Raw genomic sequence first — 16752 nt, forward strand, 5'->3', positions numbered from 1 at the left:
GCTCGATCAGCGCGAGGTGCCTTGCTTCTCCGCCCACTGCTTCTGCGCGACGACGCGCCGCTGCACGCGTTCGACGAGGCCCGCCGAGAAGGTGCGCATGCTGATGTTGCGGCGCTTGAGCATCACGCTGCCGACCAGATCCGTGGCGGGATTCGGCTGGAATGCCCAGTAGAGCGTCATGAGCCAGCCCACCACGGTCCAGCCGAACAGCGCGTTGAATAGCGCGATCGTCAGCTTGTCGCGGCGGCCGTGCCGGTCGGCGACGATCGCCGGCAGAAAATAGAGCGCGATCGCGACGATCGAGCCGGCGATCTGGATCAGGATTTCCATCTGCATGATGCTTCTCCACCCGTGTTGCAGTGCGGCGCGAACGACGCATGCGATGTGGCCGATTGTCGCGCTTTTCCGGATGTCGTGCTGACAACTGATTGTTGCGGAATCGTTGATGATCAGCCGGTCATCCGCCGGTCAGCGCGCTGCCAGGTTCGCGGCCCGGCGCGAGCGCGAAACCCTCGTCGAGCCAGCCTGCGACGCCGCCGATCATCAGTTTTACCGGCCGTTCGAGTCGGGCGAGGCGCCGCGCCGCGCGCGCCGCGCCGTTGCAATGCGGGCCTGCGCAGTACACGACGAACAGCGTCTCGGGGGGATGGCCCGCGAGCTTGCCGGCGACGATTTTGCGGTGCGGCAGACTGACCGCGCCGGGCACGTGCCCGGCGGCGTACTGCTCGGGGCCGCGCACGTCGAGCAGCACGAAATCGGGGGCGCCGGAGCGCAATGCGTCGTGAACGTCCCAGCAGTCGGTCTCGAAGCGCAGCGACGCTTCGAAGTGGGCGAGCGCGGCGTCGCTCGGCGCGGCGGGGGTGTCGGTGACGTGGGACATCGGGCGAGGCTCCTGTCTGGCGTGAGGGATCGGTATCGACGCATGTCGAGCCGCCAGTATCGGGTTCGCGCGGCACCGGCAACAGTGGCGGGATCGACAAGTTCCGGTAACATCGCGCCATGCCTACCCATCTCGTCGTCGCGCTGGCCTACGACCGGCTCTGTACCTTCGAATTCGGCTGCACGGTCGAACTGTTCGCGCTGCCGAGGCCGGAGCTGGGCGTCGACTGGTACCGCTTCGCGGTGTGCGCGAGCGAGCCGGGTCCGGTGCGCGCGGCGGGCGGCATCACGGTCGCCGCGCCGTACCGCCTCGCGATGCTCGATCGCGCGGACACGATCGTGATTCCCGGCTGGCGCGACGCGGACGAACGGCCCCCGGAGCCGCTGCTGCGGAAGATCCGCGCGGCGCATCGGCGCGGCGCGCGGCTCTGCTCGATCTGTTCGGGCGTATTCGTGCTGGCCGCGGCGGGGGTGCTCGACGGGCTGACCGTCACGACCCACTGGCGCTACGCCGAGCGTCTGCAGGCGCGCTATCCCGCGCTGCGGGTGAATCCGGACGCGCTGTATGTCGACGCGGGCCAGATCGTCACGTCGGCGGGTTCGGCGGCGGGGCTCGACATGCTGATGCATCTGGTGCGGCGCGATCACGGCAGCGCGATCGCGAACCGGGTCGCGCAGCGGCTCGTGCTGCCGCCGCATCGCGACGGCGGGCAGGCGCAGTTCGTGCCGCGCCCGGTGGCGCCGGAGGGGCACGACCGGCTCGCGAAGCTGATCGACTGGATGCGCGCGCATGCGGCCGAGCCGCACACGCTCGCGTCGCTCGCCGAACGCGCGGCGATGAGCGCGCGCACGCTGCAGCGGCAGTTTCTCGACGCGACGGGATGCGCGCCGTACGCGTGGCTGATCCGCGAGCGCGTGGGTATCGCGAAGGATCTGCTGGAGGCCCATCCCGCGCTACCGCTCGCGCAGGTCGCGGCGGCGTCGGGCTTCGGCTCGGAGGAATCGCTGCGCCGCCACTTCCGGCGCATCGCGGCGACGAGCCCCGCCGCTTACCGGCGGGGCTTCGACGCGCGCTGAGTGCGCGTCAGCGCGCGGCGGGCGCGACGCTCTTCCTGATGCACGCGATCCGGTACACGCCATCTTCGACTTCGACGCCGTGCGTATCGTGCGTGAAGCCGGGGAAGCGCAGGTCGAACTGTTCGAGCGCCTTCAGGTAGCCGAGCAGCGGGCCGTCGGCGGGGCCGGCGTTCTCGCCCGGCATCAGCAGCGGAATGCCCGGCGGGTAGGGCACCACGCCCGTCGCCACGGTGCGGTTTTCCATTTCCGCGAGTTCGAGCATGTCGATCTGGTTGTGCACCAGCTGCTCGTACGCCTCGGCCGGGCTGAAGTCCGGCCGAGGCAGCGTCGAGAAGCCGCTCGACATCCTCTCCGTCGTCTTCAGGTCGCTCATCGCGCTGAACATCAGATCGCACAGGTCGCGCAGGCCGAGCTTCGCATAGCGCTGCGGATAGCGCGCGACGAGTTCCGGCAGCGCCTGTTCGAGCGGCGCATTCGCGTCGTAGTCGCGCTTGAAATCGAGCAGCGTGTTGACGAGCGTCCCCCACTTGCCCTTCGTCACGCCGATCGAGAACAGGAACAGGATCGTGAAGTCGGTGGTTTTCTCGACGACGATGCCGTGCCGGTCGAGATACGCGGTGACGATCGTCGCCGGAATGCCCACCGGCATCAGGCCGCCGCCCGGCGCGATGCCCGGCGTGACGATCGACACCTTGATCGGGTCGAGCATGCAGTAGTCGTCCTCGAGATCGCCGAAGCCGTGCCAGGCGTCGTTCGGATGCAGTACCCAGCACGACGGCTCGGCGACGAGCAACTGCTCGTCGGCCTCGTGAAACGGCACGCGGCGGCCCGTCTTGCGATCGATCACGGTGTCCGGCTGCCAGCCGTTGAAGAACCAGTCGCTCTGTTCCTCGAACTCCGCGTGCAGCCGGCCGAGCATCTGGCGGAAGGTGACCGCCTCGCGGATCGAATCGGTCGTCAGCGCCTCGCCGCCGGGGCCGTCCATCATGGCCGCGCTGACGTCGTTCGACGCGATGATCGCGTACTGCGGCGACGTCGACGCATGCATCATGAACGCCTCGTTGAAGCGCGCGTGCTCGATCGGATTGCGGCCGTCGCGGACGTGGATGAACGACGCCTGCGACAACGCGGCGAGCAGCTTGTGGGTGGACTGCGTCGCGAACACGGTGGGCTTCGACGCATCGTGCCGCGCCGGATCGCCGTGCATCGCGTGGCGGTCGCGGTAGAGCGGATTGAAGCGCGCATAGCCGTACCACGCTTCGTCGAAATGCAGGCGGTCGACGCTCTGGCCGAGCAGATCCTCGATGCGCGCGACGTTGTAGCACAGGCCGTCGTAGGTCGAGTTCGTGATCAGCGCGTGCACCGGCGCCGGGTTGATCCCTTCGCGGCCGCGCACGAGCGGATTGGCGTCGATCGACAGCCGCACCGCGGCGGCCGTCAGCCGCTCGGGGCGGATCGGTCCGATGATCCCGTAATGATTGCGCGACGGAACGAGGTAGGTCGGAATCGCGCCGGACATCGTCATCGCGTGTTCGGCGGACTTGTGGCAGTTGCGGTCGCACAGCGCGACCTGGTTGCGCGTGACGCTCGCCATCAGGATCACGCGGTTCGACGTCGACGAGCCGTTCGTCACGTGGTACGAGCGGTGCGCGCCGAACACGCGCGCCGCGTAGCGCTCGCTCTCGCCGATCGGCCCGGAGTGATCGAGCAGCGAACCCAGTTCGCCGACCGAGATCGACAGATCGGAGCGGAACAGCGGCTCGCCGAAGAACTCGAAGAACGCGCGCCCGACCGCCGACTTGAGGAACGCGGTGCCGCCGGTATGGCCCGGCGTGTGCCAGGAATATTCGTAGACGCGCGAGAAGCGCGCGAGCGCGCCGAACATCGGCGGCAGCACGGTTTCCCGGTAGCGCTCGATCGCGGCGACGATCCGACCGCCGATGAACGCGGTGGTGTCCTCCAGCATCCAGATGAAATCGTCGGCCTGGCGCATCACGTCGACCGGCACGCCCGCCGCGCTCGCGCGGCTCGCGAGCAGGAACACCGGCACCGTCGCGCTGCGCGCGCGCAGCGCGTTCAGCACCGAGCGCGCGTGCGCGTGGGTCGCGTCGCCGCCCAGTTCCCAGTTGAGCAGCAGGCACTGGACCGCCGGGTCCGCGTGCACGACCGCGCACGCATCGTCGGCCGACGTCGCGATCACCACGTCGACCAGCCGCTCGCGCAGCTCCGTGGCGAGCGCGGCGGCCGCGCGGCCGGTGGCGGTGCTCGCGTCGACGTCGTGCTGCGCGAGCAGCGCCTTCATCCCGAGACGGCGGAACGCCTGTTGTGTCAAGGAAGCCATGTCATTCCCCCTGTTGCCGGGTTGCGGTGGCGCCCGTGCCGGCGGCCGGCGAACGGGCGTGGAGCGTGTGGGCCTCGTGGCGACCCACCGAGATCCAGAACGTCGCGATCAGCGCCGCGATGGTGACGGCGGCCGCGAAATAGCGGACCCAGCGCGGCGAGCGGCCGCCCGGATGCACGTGAGTGGCCTCGATCTCGCGCTGGCGGTCGATCGACAGTTCGTAGAACACGATCGTCGCGACCACGAAGATCAGCGACCAGCGCGTCTGCTGGCCGTCCGAGCCGACCATCGCCCACAGCGCGTAGACCGCGCCGATCAGCCCGACGATCGTATAGAAGGTGAATTGATGCGACGGCATCTTGCCGTAGCCGAGCACCTTGATCGCGATGCACGAATAGATGTACGGCAGCAGCGTCATGATGACGGCGATCGACGCGATCTTGCCGAACTGCTCGCTCGCCGTCGGCGACATCGTCGCGAGCACCTGCACCGACATGATGACGGCGACGATCGCGAGCCCCGCCGACGGCACGTTCTTCGAGTTGACGCGCGCGAACACGCTGCCGAACAGGCCGTCGTCGGCTGCGGCCTTCGCGGTCTGGCCCGTCAGCAGCGTCCAGCCGGCGAGCGAGCCGAGGCAGCCGAGCGCCGCGCAGATCGCGACCGCGTTGGCGGCGGTGTCGCCGAGCGCGAGGCGCGCGGCGTCGGCGAACGGGGCGCTCGACGCGAGCAGCGCCTTGTTGGGGATCATCCCCATGATGACGGTGGAGCTGAGTACGTAGCACACGGCGGCGAGCACGACGCCGCCGACGGTGGCGATCGGCACGTTGCGCGACGGGTTGTCGACCACCCCCGCCGACACCGACGCGCTTTCGACGCCGATGAACGCCCACAGCGTGAAATTGAGCGTCGCGCCGATCGCGCTGAAGCTGCCGGCGCCCGACACGTTCCAGCCGGACAGGTAGACGTCCTTGCTGAACCAGAACCAGCCGAACACGGCCATGCCGAGGATCGGGATCAGCGCGCAGACGGTGGTGATCGACTGCACGCGGCCGACGACTTTCGGTCCGAGGATGTTCGCGTAGGTGAACAGCCAGATCATGAAGATCTGCGCGAGCGCGAACACCGGCGGATCCTTCAGCGCCGGGAAGAAATGGGTGAGGTAGCCGAGCCCGGCGACCGCGAGGCCGACGTTGCCCAGCACGTTCGCGAGCCAGTAGATCAGGTTGGTCTGGTACCCCATGTACGGGCCGAACGCCTTGCGTGCGTAAGCGTACGGACCGCCCGCGACGGGGTCGATCGCGGCCAGCTTCGCGAACACGAGCGCGAGCGACACGGCGCCGACCACGGTGATGAGCCAGCCGAAGATCGCGATGCCGCCGGTGGCGGCCAGGTTGGCGGGCAGCATGAAGACGCCGGACCCCATCATGTTGCCGGCCACCAGGAAGGTGGCCGGCACGACCCCGATCTTGGAGACGGAAGCGACGGGAACGGAAGACGGACTGGCATCTGACATGCTGGCCTCCGGAAAGTTGGGCGAGACTGGTGGGCAGGTCGCGTACCGATGGCGGTTCCGTGACGGATCGCCCGGAAATTATTCGATGCGATGTTATCCGATGTGTCCGGAATTAATGGCGGATTATCGCGATACTTTTAGTAAATATTGATGCCGATCATCGAGACGGATTAAACAAGCCGGCGCCGAGCGGGCGGCCTTGCGGGAAATGGATCCGGCAGGAGAAACGGACGTCTTTCGCCGGGCTTTCATGTCGGGTTCAAATGAATCGCCGGCGATTGGATCGGCGTAAATGCATTGAAAAAATGCGCGAGTGAATTGCCCGGACGGAAATGGCGCGACAGGCGCGGCGCGTCGGATGCGGCTGCCTTGCGCGCGCCGCGCCGGCCGCAGGTTGCGGTGCACAACGACATGTTTGATTTACGGCTGCGGCAACGCATTCATCGGCGCTATCATCGATGCTTTCGTCGTCCCCATCCGACTCCGCCATGACCACCGCCGATATCGCCCCCACCGTCGACCACGCCCAGCTCAACGATTTCATCGAGCGCAAATGGAACGACGAGATCCTGCATGCGCTGACCGATTACATCGCGGTGCCCGCGAAGAGCCCCGCGTTCGATCCCGACTGGGCGCGGCACGGGCTGCTCGAGCGCGTGGTGGTGGACGCCGCGCAATGGGCCGAGCGCCAGCCGGTCAAGGGCCTGAAGCTCGAGATCGTGCGCCTGCCGGGCCGCACGCCGGTGATTTTCTTCGAGTCGCCCGCAACCCGCTCCGGCAGCACCGACACGATCCTGCTGTACGGCCACCTCGACAAGCAGCCGGAATTCGACGGCTGGCGCGCCGATCTCGGCCCGTGGACGCCGAAGTTAGAGGACGGCAAGCTGTACGGACGCGGCGGCGCGGACGACGGCTACGCGATCTACGCGAGCTTGACCGCGCTGGCGGCGCTCGACGCGCAAGGCATCGAGCGCCCCCGCTGCGTCGGCCTGATCGAGACGTGCGAGGAGTCGGGCAGCTACGATCTGCTGCCCTATGTCGACGCGCTGCGCGCGCGGCTCGGCCAGGTGAGTCTCGTCGTCTGCCTCGATTCGGGCGCGGGCAATTACGACCAGCTGTGGCTCACCACGTCGCTGCGCGGGACGGTGTCGGGCAACCTGCAGGTCGACGTGCTGGAGGAGGGCGTGCATTCCGGCGTGTTCGGCGGCATCGCGCCGTCGAGCTTCCGCATCATGCGGCAGCTGTTCGAGCGGCTCGAGGATGCGTCGAGCGGCACCTTGCTGCCCGGCTCGTTCCACTGCGAGATACCCGCCAGCCGGCTGCGCGAGACCGAGGCCACCGCATCGATCCTCGGCGACGCGGTGTGGAAGGGGCTGCCGTGGGCCTGCGGCCAGGACGGCAGGAAGGCGCTGCCGACCACCACCGATCCGCGCGAGGCGCTGCTCAATTCGACCTGGCGTCCGTCGCTGTCGGTCACCGGCGCGGAAGGGCTGCCCGCGCTCGCGAATGCCGGCAACGTGTTGCGGCCGCGCACGGTGTTCAAGCTGTCGCTGCGGCTGCCGCCGCTCGTCGATGCGGCCGCCGCGGTGCAGGAACTGAAGACGCTGCTCGAACTCGATCCGCCTTACAACGCGACAGTGACGTTCCGGCCGGACCCGGGTGCCGCGACCGGCTGGAACGCGCCGGATCTCGCGCCGTGGCTGGCGTCGTCGCTCGATCTCGCATCGCGCCGCCACTTCGGCGCCGATTGCGGGTACATCGGCCTCGGCGGCACGATCCCGCTGATGAACGTGCTGCAGGCGGGCTTCCCGGCCGCGCAGTTCATGGTGTGCGGCGTGCTCGGCCCGAAATCGAACGCGCACGGCCCGAACGAATTCCTCCACGTGTCCTATGCGAAAAAGTTGACTGCCTCGGTGGCCGATGTCGTCGCCGCCGCCCGCTAGGCGCCTCGACGCTTGAGCGTACCTTCCATGACGATCGCCGACTCGAGCGCGCCCCCCGTTGCGGTGGGCGCCGACCCGTTGCGCGCCTTCGTGAGCGCCGTCTGGCAGCAGGCGGGCAGCCACGAGCGGGAAGCGGATCTGGTGGCCGGCCATCTGGTCGCCGCGAACCTGGCCGGCCACGATTCGCACGGCGTCGGGATGATCCCGAGCTACGTGAAATCGTGGCGGGAAGGACAATTGCAGCTGAACCGGCATGCGCGGATCGTGCGCGACGGCGGCGCGGTGCTGACGCTCGACGGCGAGCGCGGCTTCGGCCAGGTGATCGCGCACGAAACGATGACGCACGGCATCGAGCGCGCCAAACGCCTCGGCTTGTGCGCGCTCGGGCTGCGCGATACCCATCATCTCGGCCGCATCGGACATTGGGCGGAGCAGTGCGCGCGGGCGGGGCTCGTGTCGTTCCACTTCGTCAACGTGCCGGGCGACCTGCTGGTCGCGCCGCTCAACGGCACCGATCCGCGCTTCGGCACCAATCCGTTTTGCGCCGCTTACCCGCGCAGCGGCAAGCCGCCGATCGTGCTCGATTTCGCGACGAGCGCGATCGCCTACGGCAAGACCCGCGTCGCCTACAACCAGAAGCGGCGCGTGCGCGACGGCGTGCTGATCGATCACGCCGGCCGGCCCACCGACGATCCCGCCGTGATGCACGAGGCGCCGTTCGGCGCGCTGCTGCCGTTCGGGCTGCACAAGGGCTATGCGCTCGCCGCGATGTGCGAGATCTTCGGCGGCGCGCTGGTCGGCGGCCGCACGACCTACCGGGACACGCTGCAGACCACCAGCGCGATCGTCAACGGCATGCTGTCGGTGCTGATCGATCCGGCCGCGTTCGACGCGGCGAATGCGGAGCAGGAAGCCGATGCGTTCGTCGCGTGGGCGAAGGCGTCGCCGCCGGCGGACGGCGCGGCGGTGCTGATGCCGGGCGAGCCGGAGGAGGCGAGCCGGGCGGCGCGCGGCGCGTACGGCATCCCGATCGATCCGGCGAGCTGGCGCCAGATTCTCGACCATGCGGTCGAGGCCGGCATGGCGGCGTCCGATGTCGCCGACTGGGCGCGGCGCTGCGAAGCCGGCGCGCCCGCCGCGGCGCACGGCGCGCGATGAGCTGGAAGGCCGAGCTGCCGCGCGCGGAAGAGCTGGCCGCGCAACTGGCCGGCATGGGGCCGGTCGACATCCGCCGGCTGTTCGGCTGCGTGTCGCTCAGCCTGAGCGGCGTGCCGTTCGCGCTCCTGTACGACGGCACGCTGTTCCTGCGGGTCGACGACGTCAGCCGTCCCGCGTTCGCCGGCGCGGGCATGCAGCCGTTCACCTATACGGCGCGCGGCAGGACGGTCGTGATGGGCAGTTATTACACGGCGCCGGCGGAGGTGCTCGAGGACCTCGGCGAGCTGTATCGCGGGTGCCGCGACGCTTACCGGGCCGCGTTGAGCGCGGGCGCGAAGAAGCGCCGCGCTAAACAGGCGTAGGGCCGCCCTGGCGCGTCGGCGCCGGCGGAGGAGATGATGGAGCCGGGCGCCGCATCGAGGCGGCGCATGGCGCGAAGTACGATGCGCGGCAGTAGCGACTAGACCGATAACAAGTTTCCCCTCTGGAGACAGCTATGCTCGTTCTGATCCTCGGTTTGTTGATCTTCCTGGGTATCCATTCGATCCGGATCGTCGCCGCCGACTGGCGCGCCGCGCAGATCGCCCGCTACGGCGACCAGCGCTGGAAGGGCGTGTACTCGGTCGTGTCGATCGTCGGCTTCGTGATGATCGTCTGGGGCTACGGCCTTGCCCGCGACGGCGCGACATGGCTGTGGGTGCCGCCCGCCGGCATCCGTCATCTCACGGTACTGCTGACCGCCGCCGCCTTCGTGTTGTTCGCGGCCGCCTACGTGCCGGGCACGCGAATCAAGGCGCTGGTCGGCCATCCGATGCTCGCGGGCGTGATGGTGTGGGCGGTCGCCCACCTGCTCGCGAACGCGACGCTGCATGCGGCGGTGCTGTTCGGTGCGTTCTTCGTCTGGTCGCTGACCGATTTCCTGGTGTCGCGAGCGCGCGACCGGAAGGCGGCCGTGCGTTATCCGGCCGGCCCGGCCACGCGCGACGGCGTCGCGATCGTCGCCGGGCTGGCCGCGTGGGCGCTGTTCGCGTTCGTGCTGCACGGCTGGCTGATCGGGGTGAGGCCGTTCGCCTGAGCATCGGCGCATCCGGCGCGTCGCTTGGGGGGCGTTCGCCGGCACGCGGGGGCGGCGCCGAGCGGCTTGTTGCTGTCCGCCGCTCCCGGTATCGTCGTGTTTTCCGCCGCACGAATCCCTTCCCTGGAGATTGCCCTTGTCCACCGCCCCGACCTCCGCGCTGCGCTTCTCGACCGACCGGAACGCACTCGATCGCGACGCCATCCATGCGTTCCTGCGCGATGAGGCGTACTGGTCGAAGGGGATTCCGCACGATGTCGTCGAGCGGGCGATCGACGGTTCGATGTGTTTCGGCGCGTATCTGGACGGCCGCCTCGTGGGTTTCGCGCGGCTCGTGACCGACTATGCGACGTTCGCTTATCTGTGCGACGTATTCGTGATCGCAGAATGTCGCGGGCGCGGTTACGGCCGCGCGTTGATCGATCACGTATTCGAACATGAGACGGTCCGGAGCCTGCGCCGCGTGATGCTCGTCACGTCGAGCGCGCACGATCTGTACCGGCCGGTGGGCTTCAAGGCGCCCGCGCATCCGGAGCGGCTGATGGAGCTGCATCGCCCCGACGTGTACGCGAGCGCCGGCTGACCGGCCCGCATACAATAGGCGCTCCCGATTTTCTTGGAGCGCATCCGATGTCCGAGCAGGAAGCCGAACAACTCGCCACGCATCGCCACTACAAGGGCGGCCTGTACCGCACGATCGGCGTGGCGCGCTATTCGGAGGGAGACGAGTCGATGGTCGTCTACGAACATCTGTGGCCGCATCCGCGCGGCTTGTGGGTTCGCCCCGAGTCGATCTTCAACGGCGCGCTCGCCGACGGCACGCCGCGCTTCCGCAAGCTGCGCGACTAGGCGCGGCGCCGGTTCGTTCGCGCGCCGCCGCGGCGGCGCGTTCCGGTCAGCGGCCGGTCAGCGGCGCGCGCAGTTCGCGCGGCGCGGCGCCGACCCGGATCTCGGGCGTCTCGTGCCAGTCGGCCAGCTTGCGCACCGCCTTGCCGAGATCGGCGGCGAGCCCCGAGCCCAGCCGCACGCCCGCTTCGATGTGCACCGCCTTCAGCTCGAACACGCGCTGCGCGCGATGCGCCTTCGCGTCGACGCGGCCGATCAGGCGGCCGCGATGCAGGATCGGCAGGCAGAAGTAGCCGTAGCGGCGCTTGTGTTCGGGCGTGTAGCACTCGATCGTGTAGTCGAAGTCGAACAGCGCCGAGGCGCGCCGCCGGTCCCAGACCACCGGGTCGAACGGCGACAGCAGGGTGGTCACGGTCGAGCGCAGGCCGTCCTGGCTGGCGGCGTCGATCAGCGGCGCGAGGTCGCGGTGCACGAACGCCGTATCCTTCCAGCCGTCGACCGTCACCGGCAGCAGCTCGCCCGCGTCCGCGAGCGCGTACAGCTCGTCGCGGTAGGCGCGCTTCGGCAGCCGGTAGTAATCCGCCACCCAGTCCGCGCGGACGATCCCGAGGGCGCGGCAGGTGTTGTCCAGCAGCTGCGGCAGCACCGCTTCGCGCGGCGGCAGGTCGCGCGCATCGTCCCAGTGCGGCAGCACGCGTTCGCGCACGTCGTAGACGCGCTGGAAATTGCGCCGTTCCGACACCATCAGATCGCCGGTCGAAAACAGCACTTCCAGATGCCGCTTCTCCGGTTTCCAGTCCCACCAGCCGTTGCCCTTGCCGCCGTTGCGCGTGAAATCGGCGGAGCGCACCGGGCCGGTGTCGCGGACCTGCGCGAGAATCCTGTCAATATCCTTTCGGTGTTTCGCGTGCCACTCGGACGCGTATTTCCAGCCCATGCCGGCCGGATTCAGCATCTTGTGGCGCATCAGTCCATAGCTTTCCACCGGCAGGAAACAGGCTTCGTGCGACCAGAACTCGAACAGGTTCGCCTCGGCGAGGTGCTCGTCGAGCCATTGCGGCGAGTATGGGCCGAGGCGGCTGAACAGCACGAGGTACGGGCTGCGCGCGACCACGTGGATGGTGTCGATCTGCAATTGCGCCATGCGGCGGATCGTGTCGAGCACGTCCGCTTTCGCGGCCTTGCGGCGCGGCGGAGAAAGCAGACCCTGGGCGGACAGGTGGAGCGCACGGGCGGCGGCGACGGAAAGCGTGGTCACGGTGGCGGAGGGAAAAGAGGGCGGTGCGTCACTTTAGCGCGAATCCGGGCGGCGTACCGCGCGCGAGAAAAGCTTGCCGCGCGGGCATCTGACAATCGTTGACAGAAGATGTGATCAAGATTCCTTATAGTTTTGGCAACGCTTACCAGCCCGCACATGGCAGGTTCTGCTCCCGACGCACGATATTTCTATGGCACGCAGGGAGCGAGTCCAGGTGTCTCACCCCCGTCGGGATACCCGGAGCGCGTTCGAAGCGGACATCCATGCGGTTAACAACCGGCCCCGGGTGGATGTCCGCTGGTTTTTTTCTCGAGGCGCGCCGCGCGCCTGTCCCCCGATTCCCATCCGCCCCGATATCAGCCCCGTTTGCCCCGCGCCACTTCGTCGCCCGCATTCGGCGCGAGCCTGCGCGTGATCGGAATCGACGCGAACGAGCATAGCCCCACCACCAGGAACGCCGGCCAGAAATCCGACCAGACGATCTTCGGATGCCCCTGCGCCCAGTGCGACAGATGCAGCACGAGGCCGGCCACCGTCACGCCGAGGCCGAGCGACATCTGCTGCACCACGCTGCCGAGGCTGGTGGCGCGGCCGACGTCGCGCGCCGAGATGTCCGCGTAGATCATCGAGTTGAGGCTCGTGAACTGCAGCGCGGGGAACACGCCGCCGACCAGCACGATCATCCAGATCGCCCAGGTGGGCATGCCCGGGTAGAACACGCCGTACGCGGCGATCGCGAGCCCCGCGAACGCCGCGTTGTACATCAGCACGGTGCGGAAGCCGAAGCGCCGCAGCGTGCGGGTCGCGAGCATCCGCGTGATCGCGCCGCCGAACGCCGACGCGCAGGTGATCAGCCCGGAGTGGAACGCCGTCATGCCGAGCCCTTCCTGCAGCGCGAGCGGCAGCAGGAACGGCACCGCGCCGAGCCCGATCCGGAACAGCGAGCCGCCGACGACGCTCGCGTGGTAGGTGGGGATGCGCAGGAAGCCCAGGTCCAGCAGCGGCCGCGCCGCGCGCCGCGCGTACAGCACGTACAGGCCGAGCAGCAGCGCGCCCGTCGACAGCATGCCGAACGCGGTGTAGTGCGAGGTGAGTTCGCCGTCGATCAGCGTGAGGCCCATCAGCAGCAGCGCGGCGCCCAGCGCGGACAGCGCGAAGCCGATCCAGTCGAGCGGGCCGGGGTGCGGCTCGTGGGTGTTCGCGATGTGCTTGTTGGCGAGATAGATGCCCCAGATGCCGATCGGGACGTTGATGAAGAAGATCAGCCGCCAGTGCAGGTAGGTCGTGATGAAGCCGCCCAGCAGCGGCCCGGCGGCCGGCCCGAACAGCGCGGGCACGCTCAGGTAGTTCATCGCGCGCACGAATTCGGAGCGCGGCACCGAACGGAAGATGATGATGCGGCCGACCGGCACCATCATCGCGCCGCCGACCCCTTGCACGAAGCGCGCGAACGTGAACAGCTCGAGGTTGTTCGACGCCGCGCACATCAGCGAGCCGGCGACGAAGATGCCGATCGCGGTGCGGAACACGGTGCGCGCGCCGAAGCGGTCGGCGAGCCAGCCGCAGATCGGGATGAACACCCCGAGGCCGACGACGTAGCTCGTGATCGCGATGTTGAGTGTGACGGGACTGTGACCGAAATCGCGTGCCATCGAGGGCAGCGCGGTGACGATGATGTTGGCATCCACGCTCTCCATGAACAACGCGCAAGCGACGATCAGCGGTGCGATGAAGGCTTGGATAGCGAGCGGCATGAGGGACGTGCGCGTGGAGGACGGTACGCGGAAGCCGTCATTATTGCATCGATCGATGCCGCCGCGTAAGCCCCTGCAACAGTTGTTCAGTCCGTGGACGACGCGATTTCACGGGCGTTGAACGCCGAGGCGTTTTCCAGGCCGGGCAGGATCTCGACGATCTCGAAGAAGCGATCCCGGAACGGCGTATCGCACAGGTCGTCGACGAGCCGTTCATAGGCCCGATGGTCGGCGGCCTCCCACATCCACAGATCGGTGGCGTGCGCGGCGTAGAACCCGATGTCGAAGACCCGCAGCGACACCTGGCCCGCATGCCTCGCGAGGAGCGGGTCGAGCGCGTCGCGCAGCCCGCGCGGGCGGGCGGATTCGGAGAAGCCGAGCCACTCGGGCCGCGTGTTGACGAGCATGAAGACGGCGAGCTTGATGGGGCGTCGGGAGTCGGCCTGGGCCATGACGGTTCCTTGGGCGAAGTGGGAGGGGCGTGGCCAGAATACGAGCTTTCGCTCGTATTTCGTACTCGCGTCCTGGCTGTGCCGCGCGCGTCGGCCGCGCCGTCCGTCGAGCCCCTCGGGGCGCCGCTTCGCCGCCGCTTCGCTGCCGTTTCGCCGCCGCCGGCGAGGCGCGCGTCGAGGCGGCGGCTCGCGTTCCGGACGCGGGCGGGGCAACGGCAACGCGACGAACACGGCCGCGGCGCGCACGGCGTGAGATCGGCGCGCGCCATCCGTCATGCCCGAATCGCGATGCACCGACGGCCGGGCCGATCGAGCCCAAGACGGGGGGCGAGGGGCCATGACGCGCGCGATGCTCATGCGAGTCATGGCGTCATGGTCACGTCTCGAAGGCGCCGGCCGGTGCGGGCGCGGCCGCGCGACGTCGAGGCGCGGCGGCCGCCGTTCGGCGAACGCTTCGGCGCGGTGCCCGGCGATGTGCCCCGAGCGCCGACGCGCAGCGGCGGCAGTGCGCGGCATCGCCGGCATGGCATGCCCACGCGGCGCAACCGATGCGGCCGTGTTCGACGCGTGATTGCCGCGCGCGGCGCGCGGCGATTTGCGCGGCGCGGGCGAGGATTCGCTTGCCTGGCGCTTCGATTTCATGCGAAGCTGCCGCGGCGGCCGCATCGAGCGGTACATCGATGAGGCCGCGACAACAACACCGCGAACACCGCGATCGCGCAGGGCCGTGCGACAGGAGACCGTACAACCGTTCATTCCGATCTCGGAAGGGGGAAGCATGGTCTTGTCGCATCCGTATCATCCGCCGCGCACGGCGCGGCGCGCATCGCTCGCCCGCTGGACGTGCGCCGCGGGTTTCGCCGTCTGCCTCGGTCTGTCCGCCACGCTCGCGCATGCCGATGCGTCCGCGCCGGCCGCCGCGTCGACGATACTGCCGCCGCCCAGCCAGCTGTACGGCGACCTGTTCGTCGCGGTGCAGACCGCGCAGATCTTCCCCGACCAGAAAACCTTCGTCGATTCGACGCCGGACACCGATCCCGCGACGATCGTGCAGCTTTACCAGCAGCAGAAGGGCTTGCCGGGCTTCTCGCTGGCCGCGTTCGTCAACCAGCATTTCACCCCGCCCGCCGACCAGACCGTGACGCCGCCCGCGGGCCAGACGCTGCGCGAGCACATCGACTGGCTGTGGCCGAAGCTGACGCGCACGAGCACGAGCGTGCCCGCATACAGCTCGCTGATCGCGCTGCCGAAGCCCTACGTGGTGCCGGGCGGCCGCTTCCGCGAGGGCTACTACTGGGACACCTATTTCACGATGCTCGGGCTCCAGGAAGCGGGCCGCGAGGATCTCGTCGACAACATGCTCGACAACTTCGCGTATTTGATCGATACCGTCGGCCACGTGCCGAACGGCAACCGCACCTATTACGTGAGCCGTTCGCAGCCGCCGTTCTTCGCGTACATGGTGGCGCTCGCGGCGAAGGCGGAGGGCGACCGGGTCTACCAGAAGTACCTGCCCGCGCTGCGCAAGGAATATGCGTACTGGATGCAGGGCGAGCGCACGACGCGGCGCGGCGACGCGACCCGCAACGTGGTCGTGATGCCGGACGGCTCGGTGCTGAACCGCTACTGGGATGCGAGCGCGACGCCGCGCGACGAGTCGTACCTGGAAGATGTGCAGACCGCGCAGCAGGCCGGCGGCCGGCCGGCGCCCGAGGTGTGGCGCGATCTGCGCGCGGCGGCGGAAAGCGGCTGGGATTTCAGCTCGCGCTGGTTCGGCGACAACCAGACGCTCGCGACGATCCGCACGACCGCGATCGTGCCGGTCGACCTGAACAGCCTGATGTTCAATCTCGAAACCACCATCGTGAAAGGCTGCGGCGTGGCGCGCGACTTCGCCTGCGTCGCGGAATTCTCCGTGCGCGCCGGCAAGCGCGCGTTCGCGATCAACCGTTACCTGTGGAACCGCAACGGCTACTACGGCGACTACGACTGGAAACTCGGCAAGTCGCGCGACAACCTGTCCGCCGCCGCGCTGTATCCGCTGTTCGCTAACGTCGCATGGCCGGAGCGCGCGCGGCAGACCGCGCAGCAGGTGCGCAAGACGCTGCTGCAGCCGGGCGGCCTCGCGACGACGACCTACAACACCACCCAGCAATGGGACGCGCCGAACGGCTGGGCGCCGCTGCATTGGATCGCGCTGGTCGGCCTGCAGCGCTACGGCGACCGTGCGCTCGCGAAGGACATCGGCACGCGTTTCCTGACGGACGTGAAGGGCGTATACGCGTCGCAGGGCAAGCTGGTCGAGAAGTACGTGGTCGAAGGCGCGGGCACGGGCGGCGGAGGCGGCGGCGAGTATCCGCTGCAGGACGGCTTCGGCTGGACCAACGGCGTCACGCTCAAGCTGCTCGACCTGTACGGCGACTGAGCGCGGCGACTGGGCGGCCGGCGCACCG

General features: G+C 68.8%; 15 protein-coding genes. 8 read left to right on the plus strand and 7 right to left on the minus strand.

The features are described from left to right. Positions 1–6 precede the first annotated feature (6 nt). Positions 7–336, minus strand: a complete 330-nt coding sequence (locus tag RZR99_RS19020; protein ID WP_323121318.1) for a superinfection immunity protein — start codon at positions 334–336, stop codon at positions 7–9. Positions 337–457: 121 nt separating this feature from the next. Next, positions 458–880, minus strand: coding sequence for a rhodanese-like domain-containing protein (locus RZR99_RS19025; RefSeq protein ID WP_323121319.1), 423 nt, complete (start codon positions 878–880; stop codon positions 458–460). A 119-nt stretch (positions 881–999) separates the two neighbouring features. Between RZR99_RS19025 and ftrA the strand changes: the two genes are divergently transcribed. Continuing rightward, positions 1000–1956, plus strand: coding sequence for a transcriptional regulator FtrA (ftrA, locus tag RZR99_RS19030; protein WP_323121320.1), 957 nt, complete (start codon positions 1000–1002; stop codon positions 1954–1956). A gap of 7 nt (positions 1957–1963) precedes the next feature. Here ftrA and RZR99_RS19035 read toward each other — a convergent pair whose 3' ends face one another. Both RZR99_RS19035 and adiC read right to left on the minus strand, forming a co-directional pair. Next, positions 1964–4297 carry an Orn/Lys/Arg family decarboxylase gene (locus RZR99_RS19035; RefSeq protein ID WP_323121321.1) on the minus strand — a complete coding sequence of 778 codons (2334 nt, stop codon included), beginning with the start codon at positions 4295–4297 and terminating at the stop codon, positions 1964–1966. Position 4298: 1 nt separating this feature from the next. Beyond that, positions 4299–5813, minus strand: a complete 1515-nt coding sequence (gene adiC, locus RZR99_RS19040; protein WP_323121322.1) for an arginine/agmatine antiporter — start codon at positions 5811–5813, stop codon at positions 4299–4301. A 488-nt stretch (positions 5814–6301) separates the two neighbouring features. Between adiC and RZR99_RS19045 the strand changes: the two genes are divergently transcribed. The 6 genes from RZR99_RS19045 to RZR99_RS19070 all read left to right on the plus strand — a co-directional run bounded on the left by RZR99_RS19045 (position 6302) and on the right by RZR99_RS19070 (position 10838). Further along, positions 6302–7756 carry a M20 family metallopeptidase gene (locus RZR99_RS19045; RefSeq protein WP_323121323.1) on the plus strand — a complete coding sequence of 485 codons (1455 nt, stop codon included), beginning with the start codon at positions 6302–6304 and terminating at the stop codon, positions 7754–7756. 27 nt (positions 7757–7783) lie between these two features. Next, the gene (locus RZR99_RS19050) at positions 7784–8914 is read left to right on the plus strand and encodes a malate/lactate/ureidoglycolate dehydrogenase (RefSeq protein ID WP_323121411.1); all 1131 of its coding nucleotides are present in this window, start codon (positions 7784–7786) and stop codon (positions 8912–8914) included. Continuing rightward, complete coding sequence (locus RZR99_RS19055; protein ID WP_323121324.1) at positions 8911–9276, plus strand: TfoX/Sxy family protein; 366 nt, start codon at positions 8911–8913, stop codon at positions 9274–9276. The genes RZR99_RS19050 and RZR99_RS19055 overlap by 4 nt, the downstream gene beginning before the upstream one ends. A 134-nt stretch (positions 9277–9410) precedes the next feature. After that, positions 9411–9989 (plus strand): NnrU family protein, encoded by a 579-nt coding sequence (locus RZR99_RS19060; protein ID WP_323121325.1) that lies wholly within the window; start codon positions 9411–9413, stop codon positions 9987–9989. A 136-nt stretch (positions 9990–10125) separates the two neighbouring features. Beyond that, entirely contained in the window at positions 10126–10572 is a 447-nt protein-coding gene (locus tag RZR99_RS19065) for a GNAT family N-acetyltransferase (RefSeq protein WP_323121326.1), read from the plus strand. A gap of 47 nt (positions 10573–10619) precedes the next feature. After that, a complete protein-coding gene (locus RZR99_RS19070) occupies positions 10620–10838 on the plus strand; it encodes a DUF1653 domain-containing protein (protein ID WP_323121327.1) in 219 nt (72 codons plus the stop codon). Positions 10839–10884: 46 nt separating this feature from the next. On the opposite strand, the gene RZR99_RS19075 is transcribed toward RZR99_RS19070, so the two are convergent. From RZR99_RS19075 to RZR99_RS19085, 3 genes are all read right to left on the minus strand, one after another. Then, a complete protein-coding gene (locus tag RZR99_RS19075) occupies positions 10885–12093 on the minus strand; it encodes a winged helix-turn-helix domain-containing protein (RefSeq protein ID WP_323121328.1) in 1209 nt (402 codons plus the stop codon). Between the two features lie 356 nt (positions 12094–12449). Continuing rightward, entirely contained in the window at positions 12450–13847 is a 1398-nt protein-coding gene (locus tag RZR99_RS19080) for an MFS transporter (RefSeq protein WP_323121329.1), read from the minus strand. Positions 13848–13933: 86 nt separating this feature from the next. Then, a complete protein-coding gene (locus RZR99_RS19085) occupies positions 13934–15079 on the minus strand; it encodes a darcynin family protein (protein WP_323121330.1) in 1146 nt (381 codons plus the stop codon). Here RZR99_RS19085 and treA point away from each other — a divergent pair. After that, positions 15078–16724, plus strand: a complete 1647-nt coding sequence (gene treA / locus RZR99_RS19090) for an alpha,alpha-trehalase TreA (protein ID WP_323121331.1) — start codon at positions 15078–15080, stop codon at positions 16722–16724. The genes RZR99_RS19085 and treA overlap by 2 nt on opposite strands. Positions 16725–16752 lie beyond the last annotated feature (28 nt).

Source organism: Burkholderia alba (assembly GCF_034721475.1).
Lineage (GTDB): Bacteria > Pseudomonadota > Gammaproteobacteria > Burkholderiales > Burkholderiaceae > Burkholderia > Burkholderia alba.

Coding starts and splice junctions, on each gene's coding strand:
- treA (WP_323121331.1), top strand. CDS start 15,078: ATGGTCTTGTCGCATCCGTATCATCCGCCGCGCACGGCGCGGCGCGCA.
- RZR99_RS19055 (WP_323121324.1), top strand. CDS start 8,911: ATGAGCTGGAAGGCCGAGCTGCCGCGCGCGGAAGAGCTGGCCGCGCAA.
- RZR99_RS19045 (WP_323121323.1), top strand. CDS start 6,302: ATGACCACCGCCGATATCGCCCCCACCGTCGACCACGCCCAGCTCAAC.
- RZR99_RS19025 (WP_323121319.1), bottom strand. CDS start 880: ATGTCCCACGTCACCGACACCCCCGCCGCGCCGAGCGACGCCGCGCTC.
- RZR99_RS19050 (WP_323121411.1), top strand. CDS start 7,784: ATGACGATCGCCGACTCGAGCGCGCCCCCCGTTGCGGTGGGCGCCGAC.
- RZR99_RS19035 (WP_323121321.1), bottom strand. CDS start 4,297: ATGGCTTCCTTGACACAACAGGCGTTCCGCCGTCTCGGGATGAAGGCG.
- RZR99_RS19085 (WP_323121330.1), bottom strand. CDS start 15,079: ATGCTTCCCCCTTCCGAGATCGGAATGAACGGTTGTACGGTCTCCTGT.
- RZR99_RS19070 (WP_323121327.1), top strand. CDS start 10,620: ATGTCCGAGCAGGAAGCCGAACAACTCGCCACGCATCGCCACTACAAG.
- ftrA (WP_323121320.1), top strand. CDS start 1,000: ATGCCTACCCATCTCGTCGTCGCGCTGGCCTACGACCGGCTCTGTACC.
- RZR99_RS19080 (WP_323121329.1), bottom strand. CDS start 13,847: ATGCCGCTCGCTATCCAAGCCTTCATCGCACCGCTGATCGTCGCTTGC.
- RZR99_RS19060 (WP_323121325.1), top strand. CDS start 9,411: ATGCTCGTTCTGATCCTCGGTTTGTTGATCTTCCTGGGTATCCATTCG.
- adiC (WP_323121322.1), bottom strand. CDS start 5,813: ATGTCAGATGCCAGTCCGTCTTCCGTTCCCGTCGCTTCCGTCTCCAAG.
- RZR99_RS19020 (WP_323121318.1), bottom strand. CDS start 336: ATGCAGATGGAAATCCTGATCCAGATCGCCGGCTCGATCGTCGCGATC.